Source organism: Kitasatospora sp. NPDC058406 (assembly GCF_042722765.1).
GTDB lineage: Bacteria > Actinomycetota > Actinomycetes > Streptomycetales > Streptomycetaceae > Kitasatospora.
This window is the reverse complement of record NZ_JBHXKE010000173.1, coordinates 1-21,265: the sequence shown is the minus strand read 5'-3', so window position 1 is coordinate 21,265 and position 21,265 is coordinate 1. Positions and strand designations below refer to the sequence as shown.

Below are 21,265 nucleotides of genomic sequence, written 5' to 3'. Positions count from 1 at the left end.
GCGGGGCGCCGCACCACGGGGCCGTCGGCCCGTCGAGCGGCGTCCGGGCCCTCCCGGGGGTAGGTCGCCGACGACCTGCCCGGATGCGCTGTGATGTGACGCACGGACCCTTGACCCGGCCTTTCGGGCGTCGCCATGATGGGCCGTCATGTTCTGACTCCGCCGTCGGGGGAAGTCCGGTTCGAATCCGGCGCTGACCCGCAACGGTAGGCCGCCGACGGCTGTCGGCGGCGAGCCCGAGTACCCGGCGGCGGAGAGGTGTCCACTCCTCCCGTCGTGGTCTGCGGGCCGGAGCTCCGAGAGCTGCCCCCGGCCCCCCGCGGACGCTCTCCGGGCCCCTGCGTCCAGGCCCGGAAAGGCTCTCATGCCCGCGCTCCGCCGCACTCTCGGACTGCTCGCCATACCCGCGCTCGCCCTCGCCACCGCGCTCCCGGCGGTCACCGCCGCACACGCCACCCCCGCACGACTGTCCTCCCCGACCGTCCGTCCGGACGCCGCCGCGGCGGGCTGGCTGGCCCGCCAGCTGGTGGACGGGGACCACTTCGAGTCGGTGTTCGACGGCACCGCCTACCCCGACCAGGGCCTGACCATCGACGCCGTGCTCGCTTTCGCCGCCTCCCGCAGCTCCGACCAGGCCGCCGCGAAGGCCACCGCCTGGCTGGCGAAGCCCGACGTCATCGGCGGCTACCTCGGCGACGGCACCACCGAGGCGTACGCCGGGGCGACGGCCAAGCTGCTGCTCGCCGTCGAGGTTCGCGGCGAGAACCCGACCGCCTTCGGCGGCGTCGACCTCCCTGCCCGGCTCCGCTCGCTCCAGAGCCCGAGCGGCCGCTTCTCCGACCGGTCCCAGTGGGGCGACTACAGCAACGCGTTCGGCCAGTCGCTCGCGCTGATCGCGCTCAAGCGCACGCCCGGTGGTGCTCCGGCCGCCGCCGTCGACTTCCTCGCCGACAGTCAGTGCGCCGACGGCGGTTTCCCGGTCTCCTTCGGCCAGGCCACCTGCGCGAGCGACGCCGACGCCACCGCGCTGGCCGTCCAGGCCCTCGCCGCGACCGGCCGCACCGCGAAGGCGAACGCCGGGCTCGGGTGGCTGACCGGCCACCAGAACGCCGACGGGGGCTTCGCGGCGGCCGGAGCGACCACGTCCAACGCCAACACCACCGGCCTCGCCACCCAGGCCCTGTTCTCCGGTGGCCGCTTCGGCGCCGGCCTCAAGGGCTGGAGCAGCCTGGTCAAGCTCCAGCAGGGCTGCTCGGCCGCCCCCGCCGTCCGCGGGGCGGTCGCCTACGACGCGACCGGCTTCAACCCGGGCAACGGCGCGCGGGCGACCGCCCAGGCCGTCCTCGGCCTGGCCGGCACGCCGCTGGCCACGCTCTCGGCCGCCGGCGCGCGTCCGGCCCCGCCCACCCTGGCCTGCCCGGCACCGGCCACCCACTGACCGTCCGCGACCACCCGAGGAGCACTTCGATGATCGACACTCCCACCCGGACCCGACCGGTCCGCCGGACGCTCGGCTCGGTCGCCGCCGCGGCGGCCCTCACCGCCGGGCTGCTCGGTGCCTCCGCCGTCCACGCTCCGCAGGCCCGGGCGGCCGCCTGCACCGGCACCACCGGCGTGACCGTGGTCGTCGACTTCACCGCAGTCGGTGGCGGCATCCAGACCGGCTGCGCGCTCGGCGACCCGGCCAGCGGGCTCGCCGCGATCACCGGCGCCGGGTTCTCCTACTCCTTCCACCCGCGCTTCCCCGGCTTCGTCTGCAAGATCAACTCTCTGCCGACGACCTGCACCAACCCGACCGGCAGCGCCTACTGGTCGTACTGGCACGCGCCGCACGGCGGCCCCTGGTCGTACAGCAGCCTGGGCGCGGGCAGCTACGACCCGGCGCCCGGCGAGGTCGAGGGCTGGTCCTTCGGTGCGGGTGCCCAGCCGGGCATCACCGCTCCCTGACGCCGACACGCCGACACCCCCGGCACGCCGGCGCCCCGGTCCTCCGCGACGGAGACCGGGGCACCGGTGTGCCGGGGGTGTGGTCAGGCCGTCCGGTGCGGGTGGAACCCGCGGCCGGTCTTGCGGCCGAGCAGGCCGGCCGCGACCATGCGGGACAGCAGCGGCGGGGGAGCGTAGAGCGGCTCCTTGTACTCGGCGTACGGCGATTCGGCGATGGCCTGCACGGTGTCGAGCCCGATCAGGTCGGCGAGGCAGAGCGGGCCCATGGGGTGGGCGCAGCCGTGGACCATGCCGTCGTCGATGTCCTGCGCCGTGGCGTGCCCCGCCTCGGCCATCCGGATCGCGGACAGCAGATAGGGGACGAGCAGGGCGTTGACCACGAAGCCGCCCCGGTCGCGGGAGCGGACGACGTGCCTGCCCAGCACCTCCTTGGCGAAGGTCTCCACCCGGTTGAGCACGGTGTGGTCGGTGTGCAGCGAGGAGACCAGCTCCACCAGCGGCATCACCGGGGCGGGGTTGAAGAAGTGCAGACCGAGCACCTGCGAGGCGCGGCCGGTGGCGATCCCGAGCCGGGTGACCGGGATGGCCGAGGCGAGACCGTCCGCCACCGCCTCAGCACCCTCCAGCGGCCGGGACTGCGCGGGGTGCCGTTCTCCTTCGTCCGGGTCGACCGTGCCGGGAACGTCTCCGAGCGGCAGTCCGCCACCGACTTCCACTTCTCGCGCACCGGCGGCACCTGCCCGCTCTGGAACGTCTACGAGACCTTCGCCGCCCCCGGCCGCATCCACGTCCAGGTCGCCGGCATGCCGGACGGACGGCGCTACCTGTGGACCGCCCGCGCCGTCACCCGTTCACCCGGGGGCTGGGGCCGCCCGGGCAAGACCTTCGCGATCGGGCTCGGCTGCGAACTCCGCCACGCCCACCGGCTGGTGTACTCCGCCGGCCTCGACCTGGGCGACGAGGGCGCGGCCACCCCGATCGGCCTCGGGTGCAAGGTGGGCGAACGCCCCGCCTGTCCGCAGCGTTCCGCGCCCGCCGTCGGCGTCCCGCCGGTGATCGACGAGCACACCAGCACGTTCGTGCCGTATCCCGCCCGCGCCGAACCGGAGGGGCGGGCGGCCGACGCCTGAGGGCGGCCCGGGGCGCGGTGGCCGGGCACGGGGAGCCCGCGCCCGGCCGGGGGGCCGGCCGCGGGTCAGCTGCCGTAGCGCAGTGACACGGTGTCGCCGACGTGGACGACGGTGGCCCGGGTGGCGCCGGTGGCGGCGGCACCGTCCAGGCTCACCTTCCAGGTCGACGCGCCGCTGTTGGCGGTGCCGTTGACCGCGGTGATCGTGCCGCTGCCGGTGGACGGCGTGACCGACGTGACGCAGCCGCTCGGTGTGGCGGTCGCGGCGGCGTCGAGGACGGCGCCCAGGGTCGTGGTGGCGCCGGTCGGGGTGAGGGTGACGGCGCAGACCTTCAGCGGGGCGGTGCCGTTGTCCACGACGAGGGCGAGCCGGGCGGCGGTGCCGGAGGTGAAGCCGGTGGTGGCGGCCCAGGCGGGCTCACCGGCCGCCGTCGGCGCGGGCGGGGTGGCGGTGAACCCGCCGCCGGCCACGGCGCGCAGGCCGTCCACGGAGGCGTAGGGGGACGGGGTGGTGTCGGTGGGCAGGTACTTGAAGCCGCCGCCGGGCTTGAACTGCTGGGCGATCAGGAAGTCGATCGGGGTCTTGCCGGTGCCGCTGGTGAAGTCGACGCCCTGCGCGTTGATCCCGCAGGCGTTGAGGCCGGACACGGCCCAGCCGTTGGAGTCGGTGTTGGCGCCCCACATCGAGTTGAAGGCGCCGGAGGCGACGAGCTTGCCCTTCAGGAAGTTCTTGGCCGCGACGACGGCGGAGTCGGTGTTGGGGACGCCGCCGCTGCACAGCGAGGCCATGGCGGCGCCGGTCATGTCGATGTCGCTGCCCTGGCCGAGCGCGACGGGGTCGCCGGCGGCCTTGCTGTAGTTCCAGCCGCCGTCGGTGTGCTGGTTGGCGCGCACGGTCGCGACCGAGGCGTCCAGCAGGGCCTGCGGGACGCGCTGCCCGCCGCCCTGGGTCCTGGCGCCGCCGAGGGCGAGCAGCCCGAAGACCGTGCCGTTGAAGTTGGCGGAGGGGCCGTAGTAGCCGGGCTCGGCGGTCTGCCAGTAGGCGACCAGGTCCGCGACGAGGTTGCGGCTCGGCCCGACGCGCGCGGGGTCGATCCCCGCGGCGTACGCGTTGAGGGCGCCGCGCTCGTAGTCGGTGACGACCGGCGAGGCGCCCGGCCAGGTGGCGGCGGCGAGCTGGTTGCGGTAGACGAGCCGGGCGTTCTTGGTGGCGTCGCCCCCGGGGGTCACGTCCGCCGCGGCCGTACCGGCGGCGGCCAGCGCGCTGAACGCCCACTCGTTGGAGAGCCCGCCGCCGGTGACGTAGCTCCCGTCCGCGGCCTGGAGGGACTTCAGGTAGGTGACGCCGGTGCTCTTCGAGGTGGCTATCTGGGCCGGGGTCGCGGTCGCGTGGGCGGGGACGGCCGACAGCACGAGGGCGCCGGCGGCCAGCGAGACGGTCACCGCGGAGGCGGCGCGTGAGGAGGCGAAGCGCGAGGAGGCGGGAACGGGCACGGAACGGCTCCTTGGTGTGGCGGGCGCCGATCCGGCCCCGGCCCCGGTGCCCGGTCGGGCGCGCGGCGGCTGGGGCGGCCGCCGCCCGGATCGCGTGGGCTGGCTTTCGCTGATGCTGCGCGGCCGGGCGGGCATTCGGGCTCGGGCCGGCACGGTCACCGCCCCACACCGCTGCGCGTCAGCCCCGGATTCACACCGGATTCCCCCGCTCGGCCACCGCGGACGCTACCGCACCGGCGGGGCAGTCACGAGGTGGGGAAGGAGACATGACGCTTCGTTGACGCCGACTCCGCGAGCGTGGTCTGATGAAATGCTTTTTCATCCTCGGCAGTCAGGGGAAGCCGGTCCGATTCCGGCGCTGACCCGCAACCGTAGACCCGCCCCACCCCGGGCTGGTGAGCCGGAATGCCTGCGCCGGGGCCTTGTTCCAGGAGTGCTTGCGTCGTCGTGGACTACGACGCGGTCAGAACGGCCCCGCGCGAAGGAGGCCGTCGGCTGCGCTGTGGCATCCCGACGACTGATCAGGGAGTCGCCGGTGAGGGCCAGCAGCAGTCGTACGAGTCACAGAGCCCGGGGGTTCACGTCCCTGGTGGCCACCGGTGCCGTCGCGATCGCCGCCGGCGGCACGGTCCTGCTCGGACACCCCGGCAGGGCCGCCGCGGACCCGATCGAGGAGTGCACCGCCACCACCGGAGCGATCGTCGCCGTCGACTTCGGCCACTGGGGCGGCGGAGTCGTCCGCGGCTGCGACGCCCACCCCACGACCGGGATGAACCTGCTGCACAACGCGGGCTTCACCACCACCGGCACCGAGCACGACGGCCCCGCCTTCATCTGCCGGCTCGGTAACGGCGCCTTCGCCAACGGCACCCAGTACCCCGCCGTCGCCGAGGAACCCTGCGTCAACACCCCCCAGGCGACGGCGTACTGGTCCTACTGGATCGCCGAGCCCGGCCAGGCGACCTGGTCCTACAGCCGCTACGGCGCCGGCACGCAGAAGCCCAGGCCCGGCGAGGTCGAGGCCTGGGTGTACGGCGGCACCGACATCGGCGGGACGAGCGGAGCGCCCTCCTTCACCCCGGACTCCGTCCGGGCCAGGAACACCGGTCCGTCGCCGTCCGCCTCCGCGTCGCCGTCGGCGTCGCCGAACCCGACCCTCCCGCCGCCCGCGGGAGACCCCGCCGCCGCGGCGGCCTGGCTGGCGGGCCGCCTCGTCAACGGCGAGTACATGGGGAACTGGGCCTTCGAGGGGGCCGACTTCCCCCGGACCGCCCTCACCGCGACAGCCCTGGCCGCCGCCGGGACCCAGGACCCGGCCCTGCGCAAGGTCGTCGCCTACCTCGCCGCCCACACCGACGCCTTCCTGTACCCGGACGGGCCGAGCGGCAAGCCCGACTCCAAGGCCGCCGCGCTGCTGGCCCTGGTCGCCGAGAGCACCGACGGCAACCCCCGGGACTTCGGCGGCCGCGACCTGATCGCCGCGCTCACCGACCACGTGTGCGTCGCGGCCGGCGAGAACGGGGAGTGCACCGCGGCCGGGGACTTCCACGGTGCGGCCTCGCCCTGGGTGCAGGCGTGGGCCGTGATCGCCCTGCAGCGCGCCGGCGTCACGCCGCCCGCCGCGACGCTCGCCCGCTTCACGGTCCTGCAGTGCGCCGACGGAGGCATCGCCGGCTCGATGATCGTGGCCGGCGGCCACTGCGAGTCCGACCCGGTGGCCACCGGCCTCGCCGTCCTCGCCCTGCGCCCGGCGGCCGGCTTCGAGCCCACCGCGAAGAAGGCCGCGGACCAGCTCGCCGCGAGCCAGCAGGCCGACGGCTCCTACGCCCCCTACGTCGGCGCCGCCGGCGACACCACGAGCACCGCCGCCGCGGCCCAGACGCTGAAGGCCGTCGGACAGGGGGCCAAACAGGCCACCGCCAAGGCCTGGCTGGCCGCCCGCCAGGGCGAGGACGGCGGCTTCGGCCCCGACGAGTCGACCACCGAGGCCGACGCGGCCGCCACCGAGCAGGCCGTCCTGGCCCTGACCGGAACCGATCTGACCACCGTCCGCCACAACCCGAACGGTGCCACCACCACCCCGCCGACCACGCCCGCCGGCCGGGCCCCCGACCTGGCCCGGGGCAGCTCCTACCTCACCGCCCCGGCCAACCTGATCGACGGCCACTACTACGAGGCGTTCCCGACCTTCGCGGACTTCGGCCTCACCATCGACGGCGCCTTCGCGCTCGCCGCCACGGGCGCGAACGACGCGGCCCTGCGCCGGATCGTCGACTTCCTCGACCAGCAGGGCACGGACCCCAACGGGCGCACCGTCAACGACTGGACCAGCATCGGCACCGAGTACGCGGGCGGCGGCTCGCTCGGCAAGGAGGCGCTGCTCGCCGAGGTCGTCGGCCGCAACCCGCGGGCCTTCGGCGGGCACGACCTGATCGCCGCCCTGGCCGCGGCCGTCTGCGCCAAGGCCGACGAGGCCGCCGGCTGCGCCGGCCCCGGCAACTACACCTACGCCACGTCGGTCTTCTCCCAGGCTCTCGGCATCATGGCCCAGCTGCGCGCCGGGGACACCGCGAGCGCCACCTCGCCGGTCGCCTACCTGGAGAGCCTCCAGCACGCCGACGGCTCCTGGCCGAGCCTCATCCCCGCCACCGGCGACTCCGACGTGGACAGCACCGCGATGGCCGCCATGGCACTCGCGCTCGTCCCCGGGGACGAGGCCGCGCGGGCGGTCGACAAGGGACTGGCCTGGCTGGCCGGGCGACAGCTGGCCGACGGGGGCTTCCCGGGTGCGGCCGGAGACTCCACCAACTCGGCCGCCCTCGCGGTCCAGGGCCTGACCCTCCGTCAGTCCGCCTACGCCGCACCGATCGCGAAGGCGCTCGACTTCCTCGCCGGGCAGCAGAACGGCGACGGGGGCTTCGACGTCGCCTCCGCCGGACAGCAGGGATCGGACGTGCGGGCCTCCACCCAGGCCGTGGGCGGTGCCACCGGGATCTCCTTCGGCACCCTGCGCCGCGACCTCGGCGGCACGCCGACACCCACCCCGACCGCGACGGCCACGCCGACCGGTACGCCGACGCCCACCGCCACGCCGACCCCGACCGCCACCGGCACCCCGACGCCCACGGCCACGCCCACGCCCACCGCGACATCGACCGTGACCGGCACGCCGTCGGGCACTCTGCCCGGTTCGCCGACGCCCACCGGTACTCCCGTACCCACCGGCACGCCCACGGCCGTCACCACGCCTACCGGGGGCACGACCGCCCGACCCGGTGACTCGCTGCTCCCCGGCGGGGCGGGCGGTGCCGGAGGCTCCGGTGGCGTCGGAGGTGCCGGTGATCCGGTGCGAGGCGACGGCGCCCCGGTCGGCGGCGCACACGTCCGGACCGACACCGGCAGCCTGGCCGGGACCGGGACCGGGACCGAGGCACTGGTGCTGACGACCGTCGCCGGCCTGCTGGCCGCCGTCGGCGCCGGAGCCGTCCTGGTCGCCCGTCGCCGGTCGGGCTCCACCCCGGGGCGTCACCGGTGATCCGGCGGATCGGCCGGATCTTCGGGGCCGCCACCGCGGCGCTCGCCTTCGCGATCGGCGGGCTCGGTGCGGGCGCGACCCCGGCCGCCGCGGCCCCGCTGCCGATCGAGCAGTGCACCACCGGCTCCGGCGTGGTGCTCGCGGTGGACCTCAGCAAGTGGGGCGGCCCGCTCCTGCGCTCCTGCGGGACCACCCCGACCACCGGGTACAGCCTGCTGAACCAGGGCGGCTGGAAGACCACCGGGACCGGGCACGACGGCCCGGCGTTCATCTGCCGGATCGGGTACAGCGGCTTCCAGGGCGGCAAGCAGTTCCCGCCCCCGGAGCAGGAGAAGTGTGTCCTGACGCCCCCGGCCTCGGCCTACTGGTCGTACTGGCACGCGGACCCGGGTCAGAACAGCTGGTCCTACAGCCAGCTCGGCGCGATGAGCTACCAGCCGAAGCCCGGCAGCGTCGACCTGTGGATCTTCGGTGGCACCAACATCGAGGGAACCGAAGGGCGCCCCACCTTCTCGCCGGACACCGTGCGTGCGCACAACACGGCGCCGGGCGGCGGTACGAACGCCACTCCCGAGCCGCCCGCGCCGACGACCGACCCCGGCACGGCCGGCGGCGGCTCGACCGGAGGCGGCACGGCCGGCACGGTGACCGGCGGTGGCAGCGGCGGCTCCTCCGGGGGCAGCGGGACCTCCGGCGGCGGTGGCTCCTCCGGGGGTACCACCTCGTCCGGAGGCGCCGCCTCGTCCGGTGGCGGCACGTCCTCCGGCGGTGCCGCCACCTCCGGCAGCGGCGGCACCGCCACGGGCGGATCCGCAGGCAGCGCCGGCACGAGTAGCGCCGGTACGAGCGGCGGCGGCACGAGCGGTGGTGGCGCCGCCCCGAAGCGGCCGACCACGGGCGCGCCCCCGACCGGCACGCCCGGCGGCTCCGACCGGTCCGGGCCGACGGCTCCGGCGCCCGTGGCCCCCGCACCGGCCACGCCGGCCCCGGACTCCACGGAGTCCGCACCCCCGGCAGCCGAGGGCGCCGAGACTCCCGCCCCGGCCCCGTCGGAGACGCAGGCAGCGGACGGGACCGGGCCCGCGACGCCCACCGCCACCCCGGTCCCGTCGGCGCCCGTGGACGCCGCGGGCCCGCCGGTGATGAACGCGGCACCGGTCGCCGACGCCCCGCACGACACCGGATCGATGGTCCCCGCCGTGGTCGCGGTCGTCCTCGTGGTGCTGCTGGGCGGGGCCACCGTGGTCGCCGCGCGCCGCCGCCGACGGGCCGAGTGATCAGGTGAGCATGCCCGACAAGCACCGCACCGGCCCCCCGCAGTCCGCCCCCGGGCGGGCCGCGGGGGGCCGGCGCAGCCCGCGCGACCTCCACCCCCTGGCGTGGTGGATCTGGGCCCTGGCCCTGGCGACCGCGGCCAGCCGCACCACCAACCCGCTGCTGCTCCTCCTCGTCCTCGCCGTCCTCGGCTACGTGGTCACCGCCCGTCGCACCGAGGCCCCGTGGGCCCGGGGGTTCAAGTACTACCTGTGGCTGGCCCTGACCGTCGTGGCGATCCGGGTGGTCTTCCGGTGCGTCTTCGCCACCGGCATCACCCCGCACGACCACCTGCTCTTCTCCCTCCCGCACATCCCGACGCCCGCCTGGTACGCGGGCATCCGGATCGGCGGCCCGGTCTCCCTGGAGGCCACCCTCTCCGCGGCCTTCGACGGGCTGCGCCTGGCCTGCCTGCTCTGCTGCATCGGAGCCGCCAACACCCTGGCCAACCCCAAGCGGGCGCTGCGTGTCCTGCCCGGGGCCCTGTACGAGCTCGGGGTGGCCGTGACGGTGTCGCTCAGCGTCGCGCCGCAGCTCGTGCAGAGCGTCCAACGCGTCACCCGGGCACGGCGGTTGCGCGCCGGGCAGAGCAAGGGCGTCCGCGCGCTGCGCAGCATCGTCGTCCCGGTGCTGGAGGACGCGCTGGAGCGCTCGCTGCACCTGGCCGCCGCGATGGACTCGCGCGGCTACGGGCGCGCCGGCACCGCCACCCGAGGCTCCCGCCGGGCCACCGGCGCCCTCATGCTGGCGGGCATGTGCGGCCTCTGCGCCGGGGTCTACGGGCTCCTGGACGGTACCGCCCCCGCCGCGCTGGGAGCTCCCGCGCTGCTCGCGGGCGCCGGGCTCTGCGCGGCGGGTCTGGCGCTCGGCGGCCGGCGGGTCAGGCGCACCACCTATCGGCCGGACCGCTGGCGGGCCGCCGAATGGGGTGTCGCCGGGTGCGGTGTGGCCGCCGCCGTCCTGCTGTTCGGGACGGTCGGCTACGACGCCACCGATCTCAACCCCTCCCTGTATCCGCTGAGTTGGCCCAGCCTGCCGCTCGTCCCGGTGGTCGCGCTGCTGTTGGCCGGCGCCGCCGGGGTGATCTCGCCGCCCTCCGGTCGCCCGTCCGGACCCGGCGCCGTGCCGGGACCGGGCGCCGTACCGGGGCAGCGCCCGCCCGGAGCGACGAGGAGCGCCGTCCGTACCGACAGCACCGCCCGCCCGCACACCGAGGTGACCAAGTGATCCGATTCGACCAGGTCGGCGTGGTGTACGACGGCGGGACCGGCCCGGTACTCCGGGACGTCGACCTCCACGTCCCGGAGGGCGAGCTCTGCCTGGTGGTCGGCCGCACCGGGGTCGGCAAGTCCACCCTGCTCGGCGCCGTGAACGGTCTCGTGCCGCACTTCACCGGCGGCACCCTGCGCGGCCGGGTGACGGTGGACGGGCGTGACACCGCCCACCACCCGCCGCGCGAACTGGCCGACGTGGTCGGCGTGGTGGGGCAGGACCCGTTGGCCGGCTTCGTCACCGACACGGTCGAGGAGGAGCTCGCCTACGCCATGGAGCAGCTGGCCGTGCCCCCGGACGTGATGCGCAAGCGCGTCGAGGAGACCCTCGACCTGCTGGGCCTGGCCGACCTGCGCCACCGTGCGCTGTACGAGCTCTCCGGCGGCCAGCAACAGCGGGTCGCCATCGGATCCGTGCTGACCGCGCACCCCCGCGTCCTGGTGCTGGACGAGCCCACCTCCGCGCTCGACCCGACCGCCGCCGAGGAGGTCCTCGCCGCGATCACCCGGCTGGTGCACGACCTCGGGGTGACCGTCCTGCTCGCGGAGCACCGGCTGGAGCGCGTCGTCCAGTACGCCGACCGGGTCGCCTACCTGCCCGGTGACGGCACCGTCGTGCACGGGCCGCCCGCCGAGGTGTTCCGGCACACCGCGATCGCTCCGCCCGTGGTCGGCCTCGGCCGGCTGGCCGGCTGGAGCCCGCTGCCGCTCTCCGTCCGCGACGCCCGCAGGGCCGCCGGCCCCCTGCGGGAGCGCCTGGCCGCGCTTCCCGCCCCGGTACCTCGCCACGAACCCGGCGCCGGGGAGACCGTGTTGAGCGCCGAACGGATCGTGGTGCGCTACGGCCAGGTGGCCGCCGTCCGGGAGGTCACCCTGGACCTGCGGGCCGGGGAGGTGACCGCGCTGATGGGGCGCAACGGCTCCGGGAAGTCGTCCCTGCTCTGGGCGCTCCAGGGCTCCGGCCCCCGGCAGGGCGGCAGCGTGAAGGTCACCCGGCCCGGCGGCGAGCCGCCGAAGGACCCCAAACGCCTCCCCGCTGCCGAGGCCCGGCAGTTGGTCGGGCTCGTCCCGCAGACCCCCACCGACCTGCTCTACCTGGAGTCCGTGGCCCAGGAGCTCGCCCAGAGCGACCGGGAGGCCGCGTCCGCCGAGGGGCCGACCGCACGGCGGATCCTCGACCGCCTCGCCCCCGGGATCCCCGACGGGGCCCACCCCCGGGACCTCTCCGAAGGCCAGAAGCTGGCCCTGGTCCTCGCGATCCAGCTGGCCGCCGCCCCCAGGGTGGTGCTGCTGGACGAACCCACCCGAGGGCTCGACTACCACGCGAAGGAGGCGCTGACCGGCATCGTCGACGCCCTCGCCGCCGAGGGCCGCACCGTGGTGGTCTCCACCCACGACGTCGAGTTCGTCGCCGGCGCGGCCGACCGGGTGGTGGTGATGGCCGAGGGCGAGATCGTCGCGGACGGTCCCACCGCCGAGGTCATCGTCGCCTCGCCCACCTTCGCGCCCCAGACCGCGAAGATCCTCGCCCCGCTGCCGTACCTGACCACACGCCAGGTCGCCGCAGCCCTCGCACCGGTGGAGGCCGCCCGGTGACCGCCGTCCGGATACCCGGCCGGGCCCGGGTCGTGGTGGCGCTGGCCGCCTTCATCGGCCTCGTCGCCTTCACCTGGCCCTTCGTCGTCGCCCCGGGGACGTTCGGTTCCTCCTACGCCCCGCCGCTGATCTTCGGTGCCCTGCTGATCCTGGTGCTCGCCGTCGTGATCGCGGAGATCTCGGCTGGCGGCATCGACGCCAAGGCCCTCGCCATGCTCGGTGTCCTGTCGGCCGTCAACGCGGGCCTGCGCCCGCTCGGCGCCGGGACGGCCGGGGTGGAGACGGTCTTCTTCGTCCTCGTCCTCGCCGGCCGGGTCTTCGGTCCCGGCTTCGGCTTCACGCTCGGCTGCACCTCCCTGTTCGCGTCCGCCCTCCTGACCGGCGGGGTCGGCCCCTGGATGCCCTACCAGATGTTCGGCTGCGCCTTCGTGGGCATGCTCGCCGGCCTGCTCCCCAAGCTGCCGCGCCGCTGGGAGGTCCTGGTGCTGGCCGGCTACGGCGCCTTCTCCGGGTACCTCTTCGGCTTCCTGCTGAACCTCTCGTTCTGGCCGTTCGCGACCGACCCGAACAGCTCGATCGCCTACCTGCCCGGGCTGCCCTTCACCGAACAGTGGCACCGCTACCTGCTGTTCGACCTGGCCACCTCGCTCGGCTGGGACACCGGCCGGGCGGTGACCACCTTCGTCGCCGTCCTCGTGGTCGGTCCCGCCGTCCTCACCGTCTTCCGCCGCGCGGCCCGCCGTGCCAACTTCGAGCCGACCGTGCGGTTCGAGGGCCCGGGCGGCGGCGCCCCGACGGCAGGGGCCGCCGCCCGGCCGGCCGGAACGGCGCCCTCCTGAACGGGAGAGCCGGCCCGCCACCCCTGCCGGGGCGGCGGGCCGTGGGTGCCGGGGCCGGGGTCAGCCGACGGAGACGGCGCTCCAGGCGGCGGCGACCGCCCGGTACTCGGGGCTGTTGGGCCCGTACAGGTCACCGGCGGCGTTCAGCGACGCGGCGCGGGCACCCTTGTAGTCGGTGGTGGACGTCATGTAGACGGTGAGCGCGCGGTACCAGATTTTGGCGATCTTCTGGTTGCCGACGCCGGTGACGCTGGAGCCGTTGCAGGTCGGGCTGGTGTAGGTGACGCCCTTGACGGTCCTGGTTCCGCTGCCCTCGCTGGCCAGGAAGAACCAGTGGTTGCCGACGCCGGAGGAGTGGTGGACGTCGAGCTGGCCGACCTTCTTCGTCCAGCAGTCGGCGGACGATCCGTCCAGTGAGGGCTTGTCGAAGCGGCGCAGCCACGGCGGGGTGGACTGGTCGCTGAACAGGTAGTCCGGCTTGTCGACGGTGTTGTCGGCGTACCACTCGACCATGGTGCCGAAGATGTCCGAGGTCGCCTCGTTGAGGCCGCCGGACTCGCCGCTGTAGCGGAGGTTGGCGGTGGCGCTGGTGACGCCGTGGGTCATCTCGTGGCCCATGGTGTCGAGGTCGACCTGTTCGGGGTCGACGCTGCCGTCGCCGTCGCCGGTCAGCATGCAGAAGCAGGTGTCGGACCACTGGGCGTTGTCCCACTTGGTGCCGACGTGGACGAAGACGGTGGCACCCTTGCCGTCGTTCCTGATGCCGTTGCGGGCGAAGACGTTCTTGTAGTAGTCGTACGTCAGGGCGGTGTTGGCGTGGGCGTCGACGGCGGCGGTGGCGCGGTCGGTGGAGAACTTCCTGCCGTCGCCCCAGACGTTGTCGGCGTCGGTGAAGAGGGTGCCGGAGGTGGGGGTGATCGAGCCGGCGCCGGCGTTGCGCGCGTCCCTGGTCCGGTGGCCGCGCAGGGGGTCGATCAGGGCGTAGCCGCCGGACTGCGGGGTGGTGTCGACGGTGATGTCGCCGGTGTACTCGGAGTGTCCGGTGCCTGCGGCCTGGTGCTCGGAGTCGTAGGACTCGATCTGCTCGCCGCTGCGGGCGTCGGTGACGACGACGCGGCCGGTGGGCTGGCCGTGCTCGCCGGTGCCCCGGACGGTGGTGCGCCAGGCGAGGCGGGGGGTGCCGTCGGCGGCCCAGACGACCAGTTCGGGGCTGCTGGTGGCGTCGGCCACGCCCGGGGCTGCTTCGAGTGCGCGGCCGGCGGTGAGCTGGGCGGGGACCTTGGGGACGATCGAGGCCACGGCGGCGTCGTGGGCGGCGGCGCGGGAGGAGTCCTTGAGCCGGCCGCGGGCGTCCTGGTGGACCACCAGGTCGCCGCCGACGACGGGCAGGCCGAGGTAGGTGCGGTCGAAGCGGACGTGCTGGGTGCCGTCGGCGTCCAGGACGACGTCCTTGACCACCAGGTCCTGGCCGTCGCCGTAGCCGAAGACGCCGGCGTTGTGGGCGACGTTGGACCGGGCCCGGTCGATCGCCGCGTCACGGCCGGTGGGGGCGGCGGAGGCGGTGCCGGCCGTGAAGGTAGCGGCGAGGAGGGCGGCGGTGGCCGCGGTGGCTCCGGCCGCGAGGAGGCGGCGGGAAGAGGAGATGGGGCTCACTCTGACTCCAGTCGGGGTAGCTGCAGGGAAGGAGCTGCCACGAGGTTGACGGTGGTCAGTCAGATTGAGCTAGAGGGGGCGCCATTTCTTGACCAAGTCGTGTCCTGTGCTGATCAAAAATGATCGAGTGCGTTCGACCTGCGTGCACCGTCGACCACCGACGCCGGGCTCCTCGCGCTCTGAGGAACCGTCGCGGACGCCCCGCCGAGGCCGTACCCTCGCGGGATGGACGGATGGGTGGGGGCCTGGACCGGCGGACGCCGGGCCGTGCACGTGGGCAACGTGGCCGACTTCAACGCGCAGTTCCTCGACGAGCGGACGGACCAGGCGCAGCGCGAGCGGCGGCTGCGGCAGGCGCACCACTACGCCGGGATGGCGACCTGCTACAGCCCCGAGCCGGCGGCACTGGTGCTCCCGGCCGAGGTCGAACGGGACTGGATCGACTGGCTGGCCCGGGAGTTGGCGTGGGGCCCGGTCGACCTGCACAGCGGCGTGGCACCCGGCGAAACGGTGGCCCGGGCGCTGGAACGGCGCCCGGCGCTCGCGGAACGCCTCGCGCGCGGCGGCGAGCCGGTCCTCGTCTGGGGCCGGACCGCCGCGCAGGGCGAGGGGCCGGAGCTGGCGGCGGTGCGCCGGTACGAGTCCAAGGCGGCCGCGCACGAGCTGTTCACGGCGCTCGCCCCCGACCACCCGGGCGTGCGGGTGCCCCGCCAGGAGCACGCGGACGGCCCGCGCCGGGCCGCGCGCCGGTTGACGATCCGGGCGGCGCGGGGTCTGACCACCGTGGTGAAGAGCCCGCACGGCGTGGGCGGGTACGGGACCGTCGTGGCCACCCCGCAGGAGGTGTTCGCGGCCGGCGGCGCCCGCGCACTGCTCCGCCGGCTGGTCCGGGAGGAGGTGCTGCCGCCCGGCGGCGCCCTGCTGCTGGAGGAGTTCGTGGACGGCGGACCGGCCGGCTCGGACCGGCTGCGCGACCTCACCTTCGACGCCGTGATCGGCGACGACGGGCGGGTGCACCCGGTGGGCGCCGGGGAGATGGCCGTGGACGGCACCCGCTACCAGGGGGTGACGGTCGGCCCGGGCGTGGTGCCGCCGGGGGTGGCGGCGACCGCCGAGCGGTTCGGGCTGGCGGTGGGGGAGCGGCTGGCCGCGGCCGGCCACCGGGGCTGGTTCGACGTGGACTTCGTCACCGACCGGGACCGACGGCCCGCCCCGACCGAGGTGAACCTGCGGCTCACCGGGCCGGCCGTCGCCTTCGTCCTGCGGCAGCGGCTGGACGAGGTGCGCGGGCCCGGCCACCTGGTCCGCACGCTGGACGCGATGCCGCTGGGCGCCCGGCTCTCCCAGGAGGCGCTGTACGCGCACCTGGACCGGCTGCGCCCGCGGTGCGCCCGGCTCGGCGCGACCGTCCTGCCGTTGATCGTGACGGCTGGCCACGAGCCGGAGCCGACCGTCGGTCTGGCGCTCGCCGCGCACAGCGTCGAGGTGCTGGACGCGGCGGAGGCGCTGGTCGGCGCGGCGCACCACGCGCTGGGCCGGATGTTCGAGGCCCTGCGCTGACCCGCCGTTCGGCGCGCCCCCTCGGCGCGCCCCCTCGGTGCGCCCGTCCTACCGCCGGCCCCGCCGCTTGTCCCGGACCGGGGCGGGCGGATCCCAGAGCATGAAGCGGACCACGACGGCGGCCGAGACCATCAGCGCGACGTTGAACACGTAGACCAGCAGCGACTGCCGGGACCAGTCCGCCTTCGCGCTGGTCCGGTACATGTTGTCCTGCGGCCACCAGGAGGCCAGCAGCCAGAACACCGACAGGTACGTGGCCACCGAGAGCCAGAACGGCCGCCCGAGCTCGACGAGCGCGCCGGGCCCCGCGAGCAGCCACACCACGCCCAGGCCGAACGAGCCCCACTCGAAGAGGTACAGCACCTGGAAGTAGGTGTCGTACGGGGCGGGCACCGCCGAGACGTCCGTGGAACCGGGCCAGAGCGCGTCGGTGAAGACCCAGGCCAGGACCGAGAACGCCAGCGCCACGAAGACCCCGACGCAGCCGACCCCCCTGGCCTCGACCGTGTTGCGGGTCCGTCCGCCGCCCTTGCCGCCGCCGCCCTTCGCGCCGACGGCGCGGCGCGGCGCGGTGTGGTCGGCGGGGGCGGGCAGCGGCAGCGCGCCGTGGTCCAGCTTGCCCGCCCGGGTGCGCGGCAGCTCGGTCAGCGGCACCACGGCGGCCGGCGTTCCGTGTTCCGGCAGCCGGTCGGCGAGGTAGGAGGTGAGCGACCAGCCGTCCACGCCGGTGGCGCCCGGCTCGACGACCGCGTAGCCGACCGTCTCGCGGCGGGTGGGTGACACCTGGACCACGGTGACCACCGCCTCCCGCACGCCGGGGTGCGCGCGCAGCAGGGCCTCGGCGCGGGCCGCCGTCTCGACGCCGTGGGCCACGACGCCTGCGACGGCGGCCTCGGCGGCCAGGGTGACCGCCGTCCCGACGGGGCGGGCGAGGTCGGGCTCCCCGAGCGCGGTCGACGCGCGGGCGACGAACTCCAGGACGCCGTCCGGCCGGAGCCGGCCGTAGTCGCCGGTGAGCAGCACCCGGCCGTCCGGGTCGTACGCGACGTGGGCGTACCGCTGCGCGGTCTCGTCCGCGTGGTTGAGGTAGCCGCGGCCGAGGCCCGCACCGGCGAGTGCGATCTCGCCGAGGGTGCCCGGCGGCGCGGGGGCACGGTCGGGGCCGAGGACGTAGACCCGGACGCCGGGGAACGGCACGCCGACGAGCGAGACCTGGGCGCTCCCTGCTACGTCGCCGGGGCCCGTCGGTTCGTACCAGGTGCTGTCGACGGCGGCCTCGGCCAGCCCGTAGACGTTGATCACCCGGGTCGACGGGCCGAGCAGCTGCCGCAGCATCAGGTGCTCGTCCAGCCAGAACTTGTCGGCGCCGACGGTGAGCACCCGCACGCCCGACAGCAGGCCGCCGAGCGGGCCGCCGGCCACCGCGTCGTGCACCGCGCCGACCGCGGTGTCGGACGCGACGAGGTGGGCCGTGAGCCGGCGCGCGGTGCGGACGTTCAGCTCCAGCACGGTGATCCGCTCGGAGGCCACCAGCGCGGGCAGGTCGGCGATGTCGGCGCTCCGGTCGAGGGTGTGGTTGCGCGGGGCGACCACCAGGGTGGCGCCGGAGCAGAGCGCGCGGACCCAGTCGGAGGTGAAGACGTCGAACTCCAGGCTCGCCGTGGTCAGGATCCGGTCGGCGGGGGAGAGCCCGTAGACCTCGTGCCACCCGCGGTGCAGGGCCAGCAGGTTGCGGTGCTCGATCGGTATGCAGCGGGGCGCACCGGTCGTGCCCGAGGTGGTGAAGACCACCGCCGGGTCCTCCGGTCCGACCGCCACCGTGGGGGAGAGGGCCGGCAGTTCGGCGGTCCCGGCCGCGGCCGGGTCCACGCAGACCAGGGCGCGCGCGCCCGCGTCGGAGAGCCGCAGCCGGTGGCTCTCCTCGGTGACGACGAGTACCGGGTCGGCCTCGGCCAGGACGTGCCGGAGCAGCGGGTCGGGCGCGCTCGGTTCGAGCGGCACGTACGCGGCGCCGGTCTTCAGCACGGCGAGCAGGGCGACGTACACCTCGGTGCCGCGGCCGAACGCCACCGCGGCGCGCCGGCCCGGGGTGAGACCCCGTGCCGCCAGGTGACGGGCCAGCCGGTCGGCCCGGGCGTCGAGCTCCGCGTAGCTCAACTCCCGCCCGGCGCACCGGACGGCGACCGCGTCGGGCGTCCGCCGCGCGTGCTCCTCGAACCGTCCGTGCAGCGTCCCGGCCCGCCCCGAACCGATCCCGACCGGTACGTCCGTCCCTGTCATGAATACGCCCCTCCGCCGTGCCGATGCTGCCTCGCGGGATGGCGCAGAAGCCCTCCGCGGTTCCCCGATACTCCCGCCAACTGCCCCTCCGGAACAGGGGCGTGCGGGGTCGCGCCGGTGTCCACGGCTCGGACGGCAGGGCCGTGGCGGGCCGACGGTTGTACTCTGCACGCGGACGGTCGGCGTCGCGCCCGCCCGGTACGGCGCCGAGGCCGCGCCCCTGCCCCACACCCGCCCCCGGAGGCCCCCCGCCATGAGCACGCCCGATCCTTCCTTCGCCGGCCCGCTGCTGCGCACCCGTGGCGTCGACGTTGTCCGCGGCGGGCGCCACCTGCTGCGCGGGATCGACCTGGAGATCCGGGCCGGCGAGCACTGGGCCCTGCTCGGGCCCAACGGCGCCGGCAAGTCGACCCTGCTCGCCCTGCTCGGCGCGGTCTCCCACCCGACCCGGGGCGAGGTGGACGTGCTCGGTCGCCGGCTCGGCCGGGTCGACGTCCGCGAGCTGCGCGCCCACCTCGGCCACGTGAACCCGCGCCACCCGCTGCGCTCGCCGCTGACCGTGCGGGAGGTGGTGCTGACCGGCCTGACCAACACCATCGAGCCGGACCTGTACCGCAAGCCCGGTCCGGAGGAGCGGGACCGCGCCGAGCGCCTGATCGACACGCTCGGCATGACGGCGGCGGCGGAGTCCCCGTGGACGACCCTCTCCCAGGGCGAGCGCGGCCGGGCGCTGATCGCGCGTGCGCTGATGCCCAGTCCGCGCCTGCTCCTGCTGGACGAGCCGGCCACCGGGCTGGACCTGACCGCCCGTGAGCTGCTGCTGGACAGCCTGGACCTGCTGCGCCACCAGCACCCGGACCTGGCGAGCGTGCTGGTCACCCACCACCTGGAGGAGCTGCCGGAGTCGACCACGCACGCGCTGCTGCTGCGGGAGGGGGAGACGGTCGCGGCCGGCCCGGTCGACGAGGCGATGACGACCGAGCTGGTCAGCGCGACCTTCGGCCACCCGATCAGGATCAGCCGGCACGAGGGCCGCTGGACCGCGCGCGCCGCCGCCCGGCGCACACCGGTGCGCTGAGGCCGCTCCGGCACACCGCGGCGGTGGGCGCCGGGCCGGCCGGGCGCCGGGCGTGCGCCGTCGAGGGGCGCGCCCCAGCCCGCCTCGGTGCGCCCGGTGACGGAGCCGGCCGTGAGCCCCCTTGGCCGGAAACGATCGGTGTACCGACCGGTTTCCCGCAGGGCGACCGCTCTCACCTGCGGTGACGGCCTTACCTATTCTTTACCGTCCCGGGCGTAGACGGCGAAATCTGATGTACATAAGGTATGCCTAAGCTAAGTGGACGGGGGGCCTCACGTGCCGTTGCCACGTCCACGCTCAGCCCTGCCCTCATACGCCCTGCCCGCTGGAGCCCCCATGTCCGCCCGTCGTTCCACCGCAGCCACGCTGCTCACCCTCGCCGTGGCGACCGCCGCACTGGCCGGCTGCTCGCAGAAGAAGGACGACAAGGCGGGCTCCGACGCCGTCAAGGTGAACGCCACCGACACCGCCTGCGAGGTCTCGAAGACCACGTTCCCGGCCGGTCACATCGTCCTCGACATCGCCAACAAGGGGTCGAAGACCACGGAGGTCTACGTCTACGCGGCCGGTGACAAGATCGTCACCGAGCGGGAGAACATCGGCCCCGGGACCAAGGCGACCGTCAACGCCGAGATCAAGGCCGGTTCGTACGAGATCGCCTGCAAGCCGGGCATGGTCGGCGACGGCATCCGCCAGAAGATCACCGTGACCGGCGAGGGCTCGGCGGCGGCGGTCGACCCCCGTCTGACGGCGGCCGTCGACGCGTACCGCACGTACGCCCAGGAGCAGGCGGACGCGACCGTTCCGGCCGTGGAGGCGTTCGCCGCCGCCATCAAGGGCGGCGACCTGGAGAAGGCGAAGTCGCTGTACGCCCCCTCGCGCACGGGCTGGGAGCGGACCGAGCCGGTGGCGGAGAGCTTCGGTGACGTGGACCCGAAGACCGACACCCGTGAGGACGGTCTGGAGCCGGGTCAGGAGTGGACGGGCTGGCACAAGCTGGAGAAGTCGCTCTGGGTCGACGCGGCGGTCGGCGACGCGGAGAAGAAGCTGGCGGACCAGCTGGTCGCCGACCTGAAGGACTGGCAGAAGCGGATCCCCGAGGCCGAGATCACCGCGACCGGCATGGCCAACGGCGCCAAGGAACTGCTGGACGAGGTCGCGACCGGCAAGGTGACGGGCGAGGAGGACCGCTACAGCCACACCGACCTGGCCGACTTCGCCGCGAACGTCGAGGGCGCGAAGAAGGCGTACGAGCTGCTGAAGCCGGTCGCCGCCGAGAAGGACGCGGCGCTGGCGAAGACGCTGGACTCCGAGTTCGCCGCCCTGGAGGCGCTGCTCGCCAAGTACAAGCAGGCCGACGGCTCCTACACCTCGTACGAGAAGGTCACGGAGGCCGAGCGCAAGACGTTCTCCGACGCGGTCAACGCGCTGGGCGAGCCGCTGTCGAAGCTGGCCGCCGCGGTCGTCACCGAATAGCGCCGGGCCCGGCGGCCCGCCCGCACCGCTTCCCGGGCGGGCCGGGCCGCCGCACCGCGCACCACCCAGCCACGCCGCCGTGGCGGCCCGAGC

General features: G+C 75.2%; 13 protein-coding genes, 2 pseudogenes and 3 riboswitches. Of the genes and pseudogenes, 11 read left to right on the top strand and 4 right to left on the bottom strand.

Annotated elements, in window-relative coordinates; all coding sequences use genetic code 11:
- Positions 1-127: 127 nt before the first annotated feature.
- A riboswitch (cobalamin riboswitch) is annotated at positions 128-267 on the top strand.
- 97 nt (positions 268-364) lie between these two features.
- On the top strand, positions 365-1,438 hold the full coding sequence (locus tag ACFWOG_RS28385) for a prenyltransferase/squalene oxidase repeat-containing protein (protein WP_380361553.1): 1,074 nt from the start codon (positions 365-367) through the stop codon (positions 1,436-1,438).
- Positions 1,439-1,467: 29 nt separating this feature from the next.
- Positions 1,468-1,947 (top strand): flagellar hook-length control protein FliK, encoded by a 480-nt coding sequence (locus ACFWOG_RS28380; protein WP_355409121.1) that lies wholly within the window; start codon positions 1,468-1,470, stop codon positions 1,945-1,947.
- Between the two features lie 83 nt (positions 1,948-2,030).
- On the opposite strand, the pseudogene ACFWOG_RS28375 reads toward ACFWOG_RS28380, so the two are convergent.
- Positions 2,031-2,588: pseudogene (locus ACFWOG_RS28375) on the bottom strand (3-hydroxyacyl-CoA dehydrogenase family protein); the annotation flags it as partial.
- On the opposite strand from ACFWOG_RS28375, the pseudogene ACFWOG_RS28370 reads away from it, so the two are divergent.
- Positions 2,523-3,077 (top strand): annotated as a pseudogene (locus ACFWOG_RS28370) (short-chain fatty acyl-CoA regulator family protein); the annotation flags it as partial. The pseudogenes ACFWOG_RS28375 and ACFWOG_RS28370 overlap by 66 nt on opposite strands.
- Before the next feature lie 65 nt (positions 3,078-3,142).
- On the opposite strand, the gene ACFWOG_RS28365 reads toward ACFWOG_RS28370, so the two are convergent.
- Positions 3,143-4,570: a hypothetical protein gene (locus tag ACFWOG_RS28365; RefSeq protein ID WP_380361550.1), complete on the bottom strand. Its 1,428-nt coding sequence runs from the start codon at positions 4,568-4,570 to the stop codon at positions 3,143-3,145.
- A gap of 129 nt (positions 4,571-4,699) precedes the next feature.
- Positions 4,700-4,776, bottom strand: a riboswitch (cobalamin riboswitch).
- 72 nt (positions 4,777-4,848) lie between these two features.
- A riboswitch (cobalamin riboswitch) is annotated at positions 4,849-5,002 on the top strand.
- A 157-nt stretch (positions 5,003-5,159) separates the two neighbouring features.
- Between ACFWOG_RS28365 and ACFWOG_RS28360 the strand changes: the two genes are divergently transcribed.
- Genes ACFWOG_RS28360 through ACFWOG_RS28340 form a run of 5 tightly spaced genes read left to right on the top strand, consistent with a single transcriptional unit; the run spans position 5,160 to position 13,125 of the window.
- Positions 5,160-8,105, top strand: a complete 2,946-nt coding sequence (locus ACFWOG_RS28360) for a prenyltransferase/squalene oxidase repeat-containing protein (RefSeq protein ID WP_380361548.1) — start codon at positions 5,160-5,162, stop codon at positions 8,103-8,105.
- Complete coding sequence (locus ACFWOG_RS28355) at positions 8,102-9,382, top strand: hypothetical protein (RefSeq protein WP_380361546.1); 1,281 nt, start codon at positions 8,102-8,104, stop codon at positions 9,380-9,382. Before ACFWOG_RS28360 ends, ACFWOG_RS28355 begins: the two co-directional genes overlap by 4 nt.
- Before the next feature lie 10 nt (positions 9,383-9,392).
- Positions 9,393-10,646, top strand: a complete 1,254-nt coding sequence (locus ACFWOG_RS28350) for an energy-coupling factor transporter transmembrane component T (RefSeq protein ID WP_380361544.1) — start codon at positions 9,393-9,395, stop codon at positions 10,644-10,646.
- Positions 10,643-12,286 carry an ABC transporter ATP-binding protein gene (locus ACFWOG_RS28345; protein WP_380361542.1) on the top strand — a complete coding sequence of 548 codons (1,644 nt, stop codon included), beginning with the start codon at positions 10,643-10,645 and terminating at the stop codon, positions 12,284-12,286. The genes ACFWOG_RS28350 and ACFWOG_RS28345 overlap by 4 nt, the downstream gene beginning before the upstream one ends.
- A complete protein-coding gene (locus tag ACFWOG_RS28340) occupies positions 12,283-13,125 on the top strand; it encodes an ECF transporter S component (protein WP_380361541.1) in 843 nt (280 codons plus the stop codon). Before ACFWOG_RS28345 ends, ACFWOG_RS28340 begins: the two co-directional genes overlap by 4 nt.
- Positions 13,126-13,185: 60 nt before the next feature.
- On the opposite strand, the gene ACFWOG_RS28335 is transcribed toward ACFWOG_RS28340, so the two are convergent.
- The gene (locus ACFWOG_RS28335) at positions 13,186-14,778 is read right to left on the bottom strand and encodes a M4 family metallopeptidase (protein WP_380361539.1); all 1,593 of its coding nucleotides are present in this window, start codon (positions 14,776-14,778) and stop codon (positions 13,186-13,188) included.
- Between the two features lie 225 nt (positions 14,779-15,003).
- Here ACFWOG_RS28335 and ACFWOG_RS28330 point away from each other — a divergent pair, with 225 nt between their 5' ends.
- Complete coding sequence (locus tag ACFWOG_RS28330; protein ID WP_355408065.1) at positions 15,004-16,338, top strand: hypothetical protein; 1,335 nt, start codon at positions 15,004-15,006, stop codon at positions 16,336-16,338.
- 48 nt (positions 16,339-16,386) lie between these two features.
- On the opposite strand, the gene ACFWOG_RS28325 is transcribed toward ACFWOG_RS28330, so the two are convergent.
- Complete coding sequence (locus ACFWOG_RS28325; protein ID WP_380361537.1) at positions 16,387-18,618, bottom strand: AMP-binding protein; 2,232 nt, start codon at positions 18,616-18,618, stop codon at positions 16,387-16,389.
- 253 nt (positions 18,619-18,871) lie between these two features.
- On the opposite strand from ACFWOG_RS28325, the gene ACFWOG_RS28320 reads away from it, so the two are divergent.
- Together ACFWOG_RS28320 and efeO are read left to right on the top strand one after the other, a co-directional pair.
- Entirely contained in the window at positions 18,872-19,696 is an 825-nt protein-coding gene (locus ACFWOG_RS28320) for an ATP-binding cassette domain-containing protein (RefSeq protein WP_329948713.1), read from the top strand.
- A 336-nt stretch (positions 19,697-20,032) separates the two neighbouring features.
- Positions 20,033-21,172 carry an iron uptake system protein EfeO gene (gene efeO, locus ACFWOG_RS28315; RefSeq protein ID WP_380361534.1) on the top strand — a complete coding sequence of 380 codons (1,140 nt, stop codon included), beginning with the start codon at positions 20,033-20,035 and terminating at the stop codon, positions 21,170-21,172.
- Positions 21,173-21,265 lie beyond the last annotated feature (93 nt).

What these genes read in the sequence shown, in the direction of transcription:
- ACFWOG_RS28385 (WP_380361553.1), top strand. Translation starts at nt 365, where the DNA reads ATGCCCGCGCTCCGCCGCACTCTCGGACTGCTCGCCATACCCGCGCTC.
- ACFWOG_RS28380 (WP_355409121.1), top strand. Translation starts at nt 1,468, where the DNA reads ATGATCGACACTCCCACCCGGACCCGACCGGTCCGCCGGACGCTCGGC.
- ACFWOG_RS28350 (WP_380361544.1), top strand. Translation starts at nt 9,393, where the DNA reads ATGCCCGACAAGCACCGCACCGGCCCCCCGCAGTCCGCCCCCGGGCGG.
- ACFWOG_RS28330 (WP_355408065.1), top strand. Translation starts at nt 15,004, where the DNA reads ATGGACGGATGGGTGGGGGCCTGGACCGGCGGACGCCGGGCCGTGCAC.
- ACFWOG_RS28325 (WP_380361537.1), bottom strand. Translation starts at nt 18,618, where the DNA reads ATGACAGGGACGGACGTACCGGTCGGGATCGGTTCGGGGCGGGCCGGG.
- ACFWOG_RS28320 (WP_329948713.1), top strand. Translation starts at nt 18,872, where the DNA reads ATGAGCACGCCCGATCCTTCCTTCGCCGGCCCGCTGCTGCGCACCCGT.
- efeO (WP_380361534.1), top strand. Translation starts at nt 20,033, where the DNA reads ATGTCCGCCCGTCGTTCCACCGCAGCCACGCTGCTCACCCTCGCCGTG.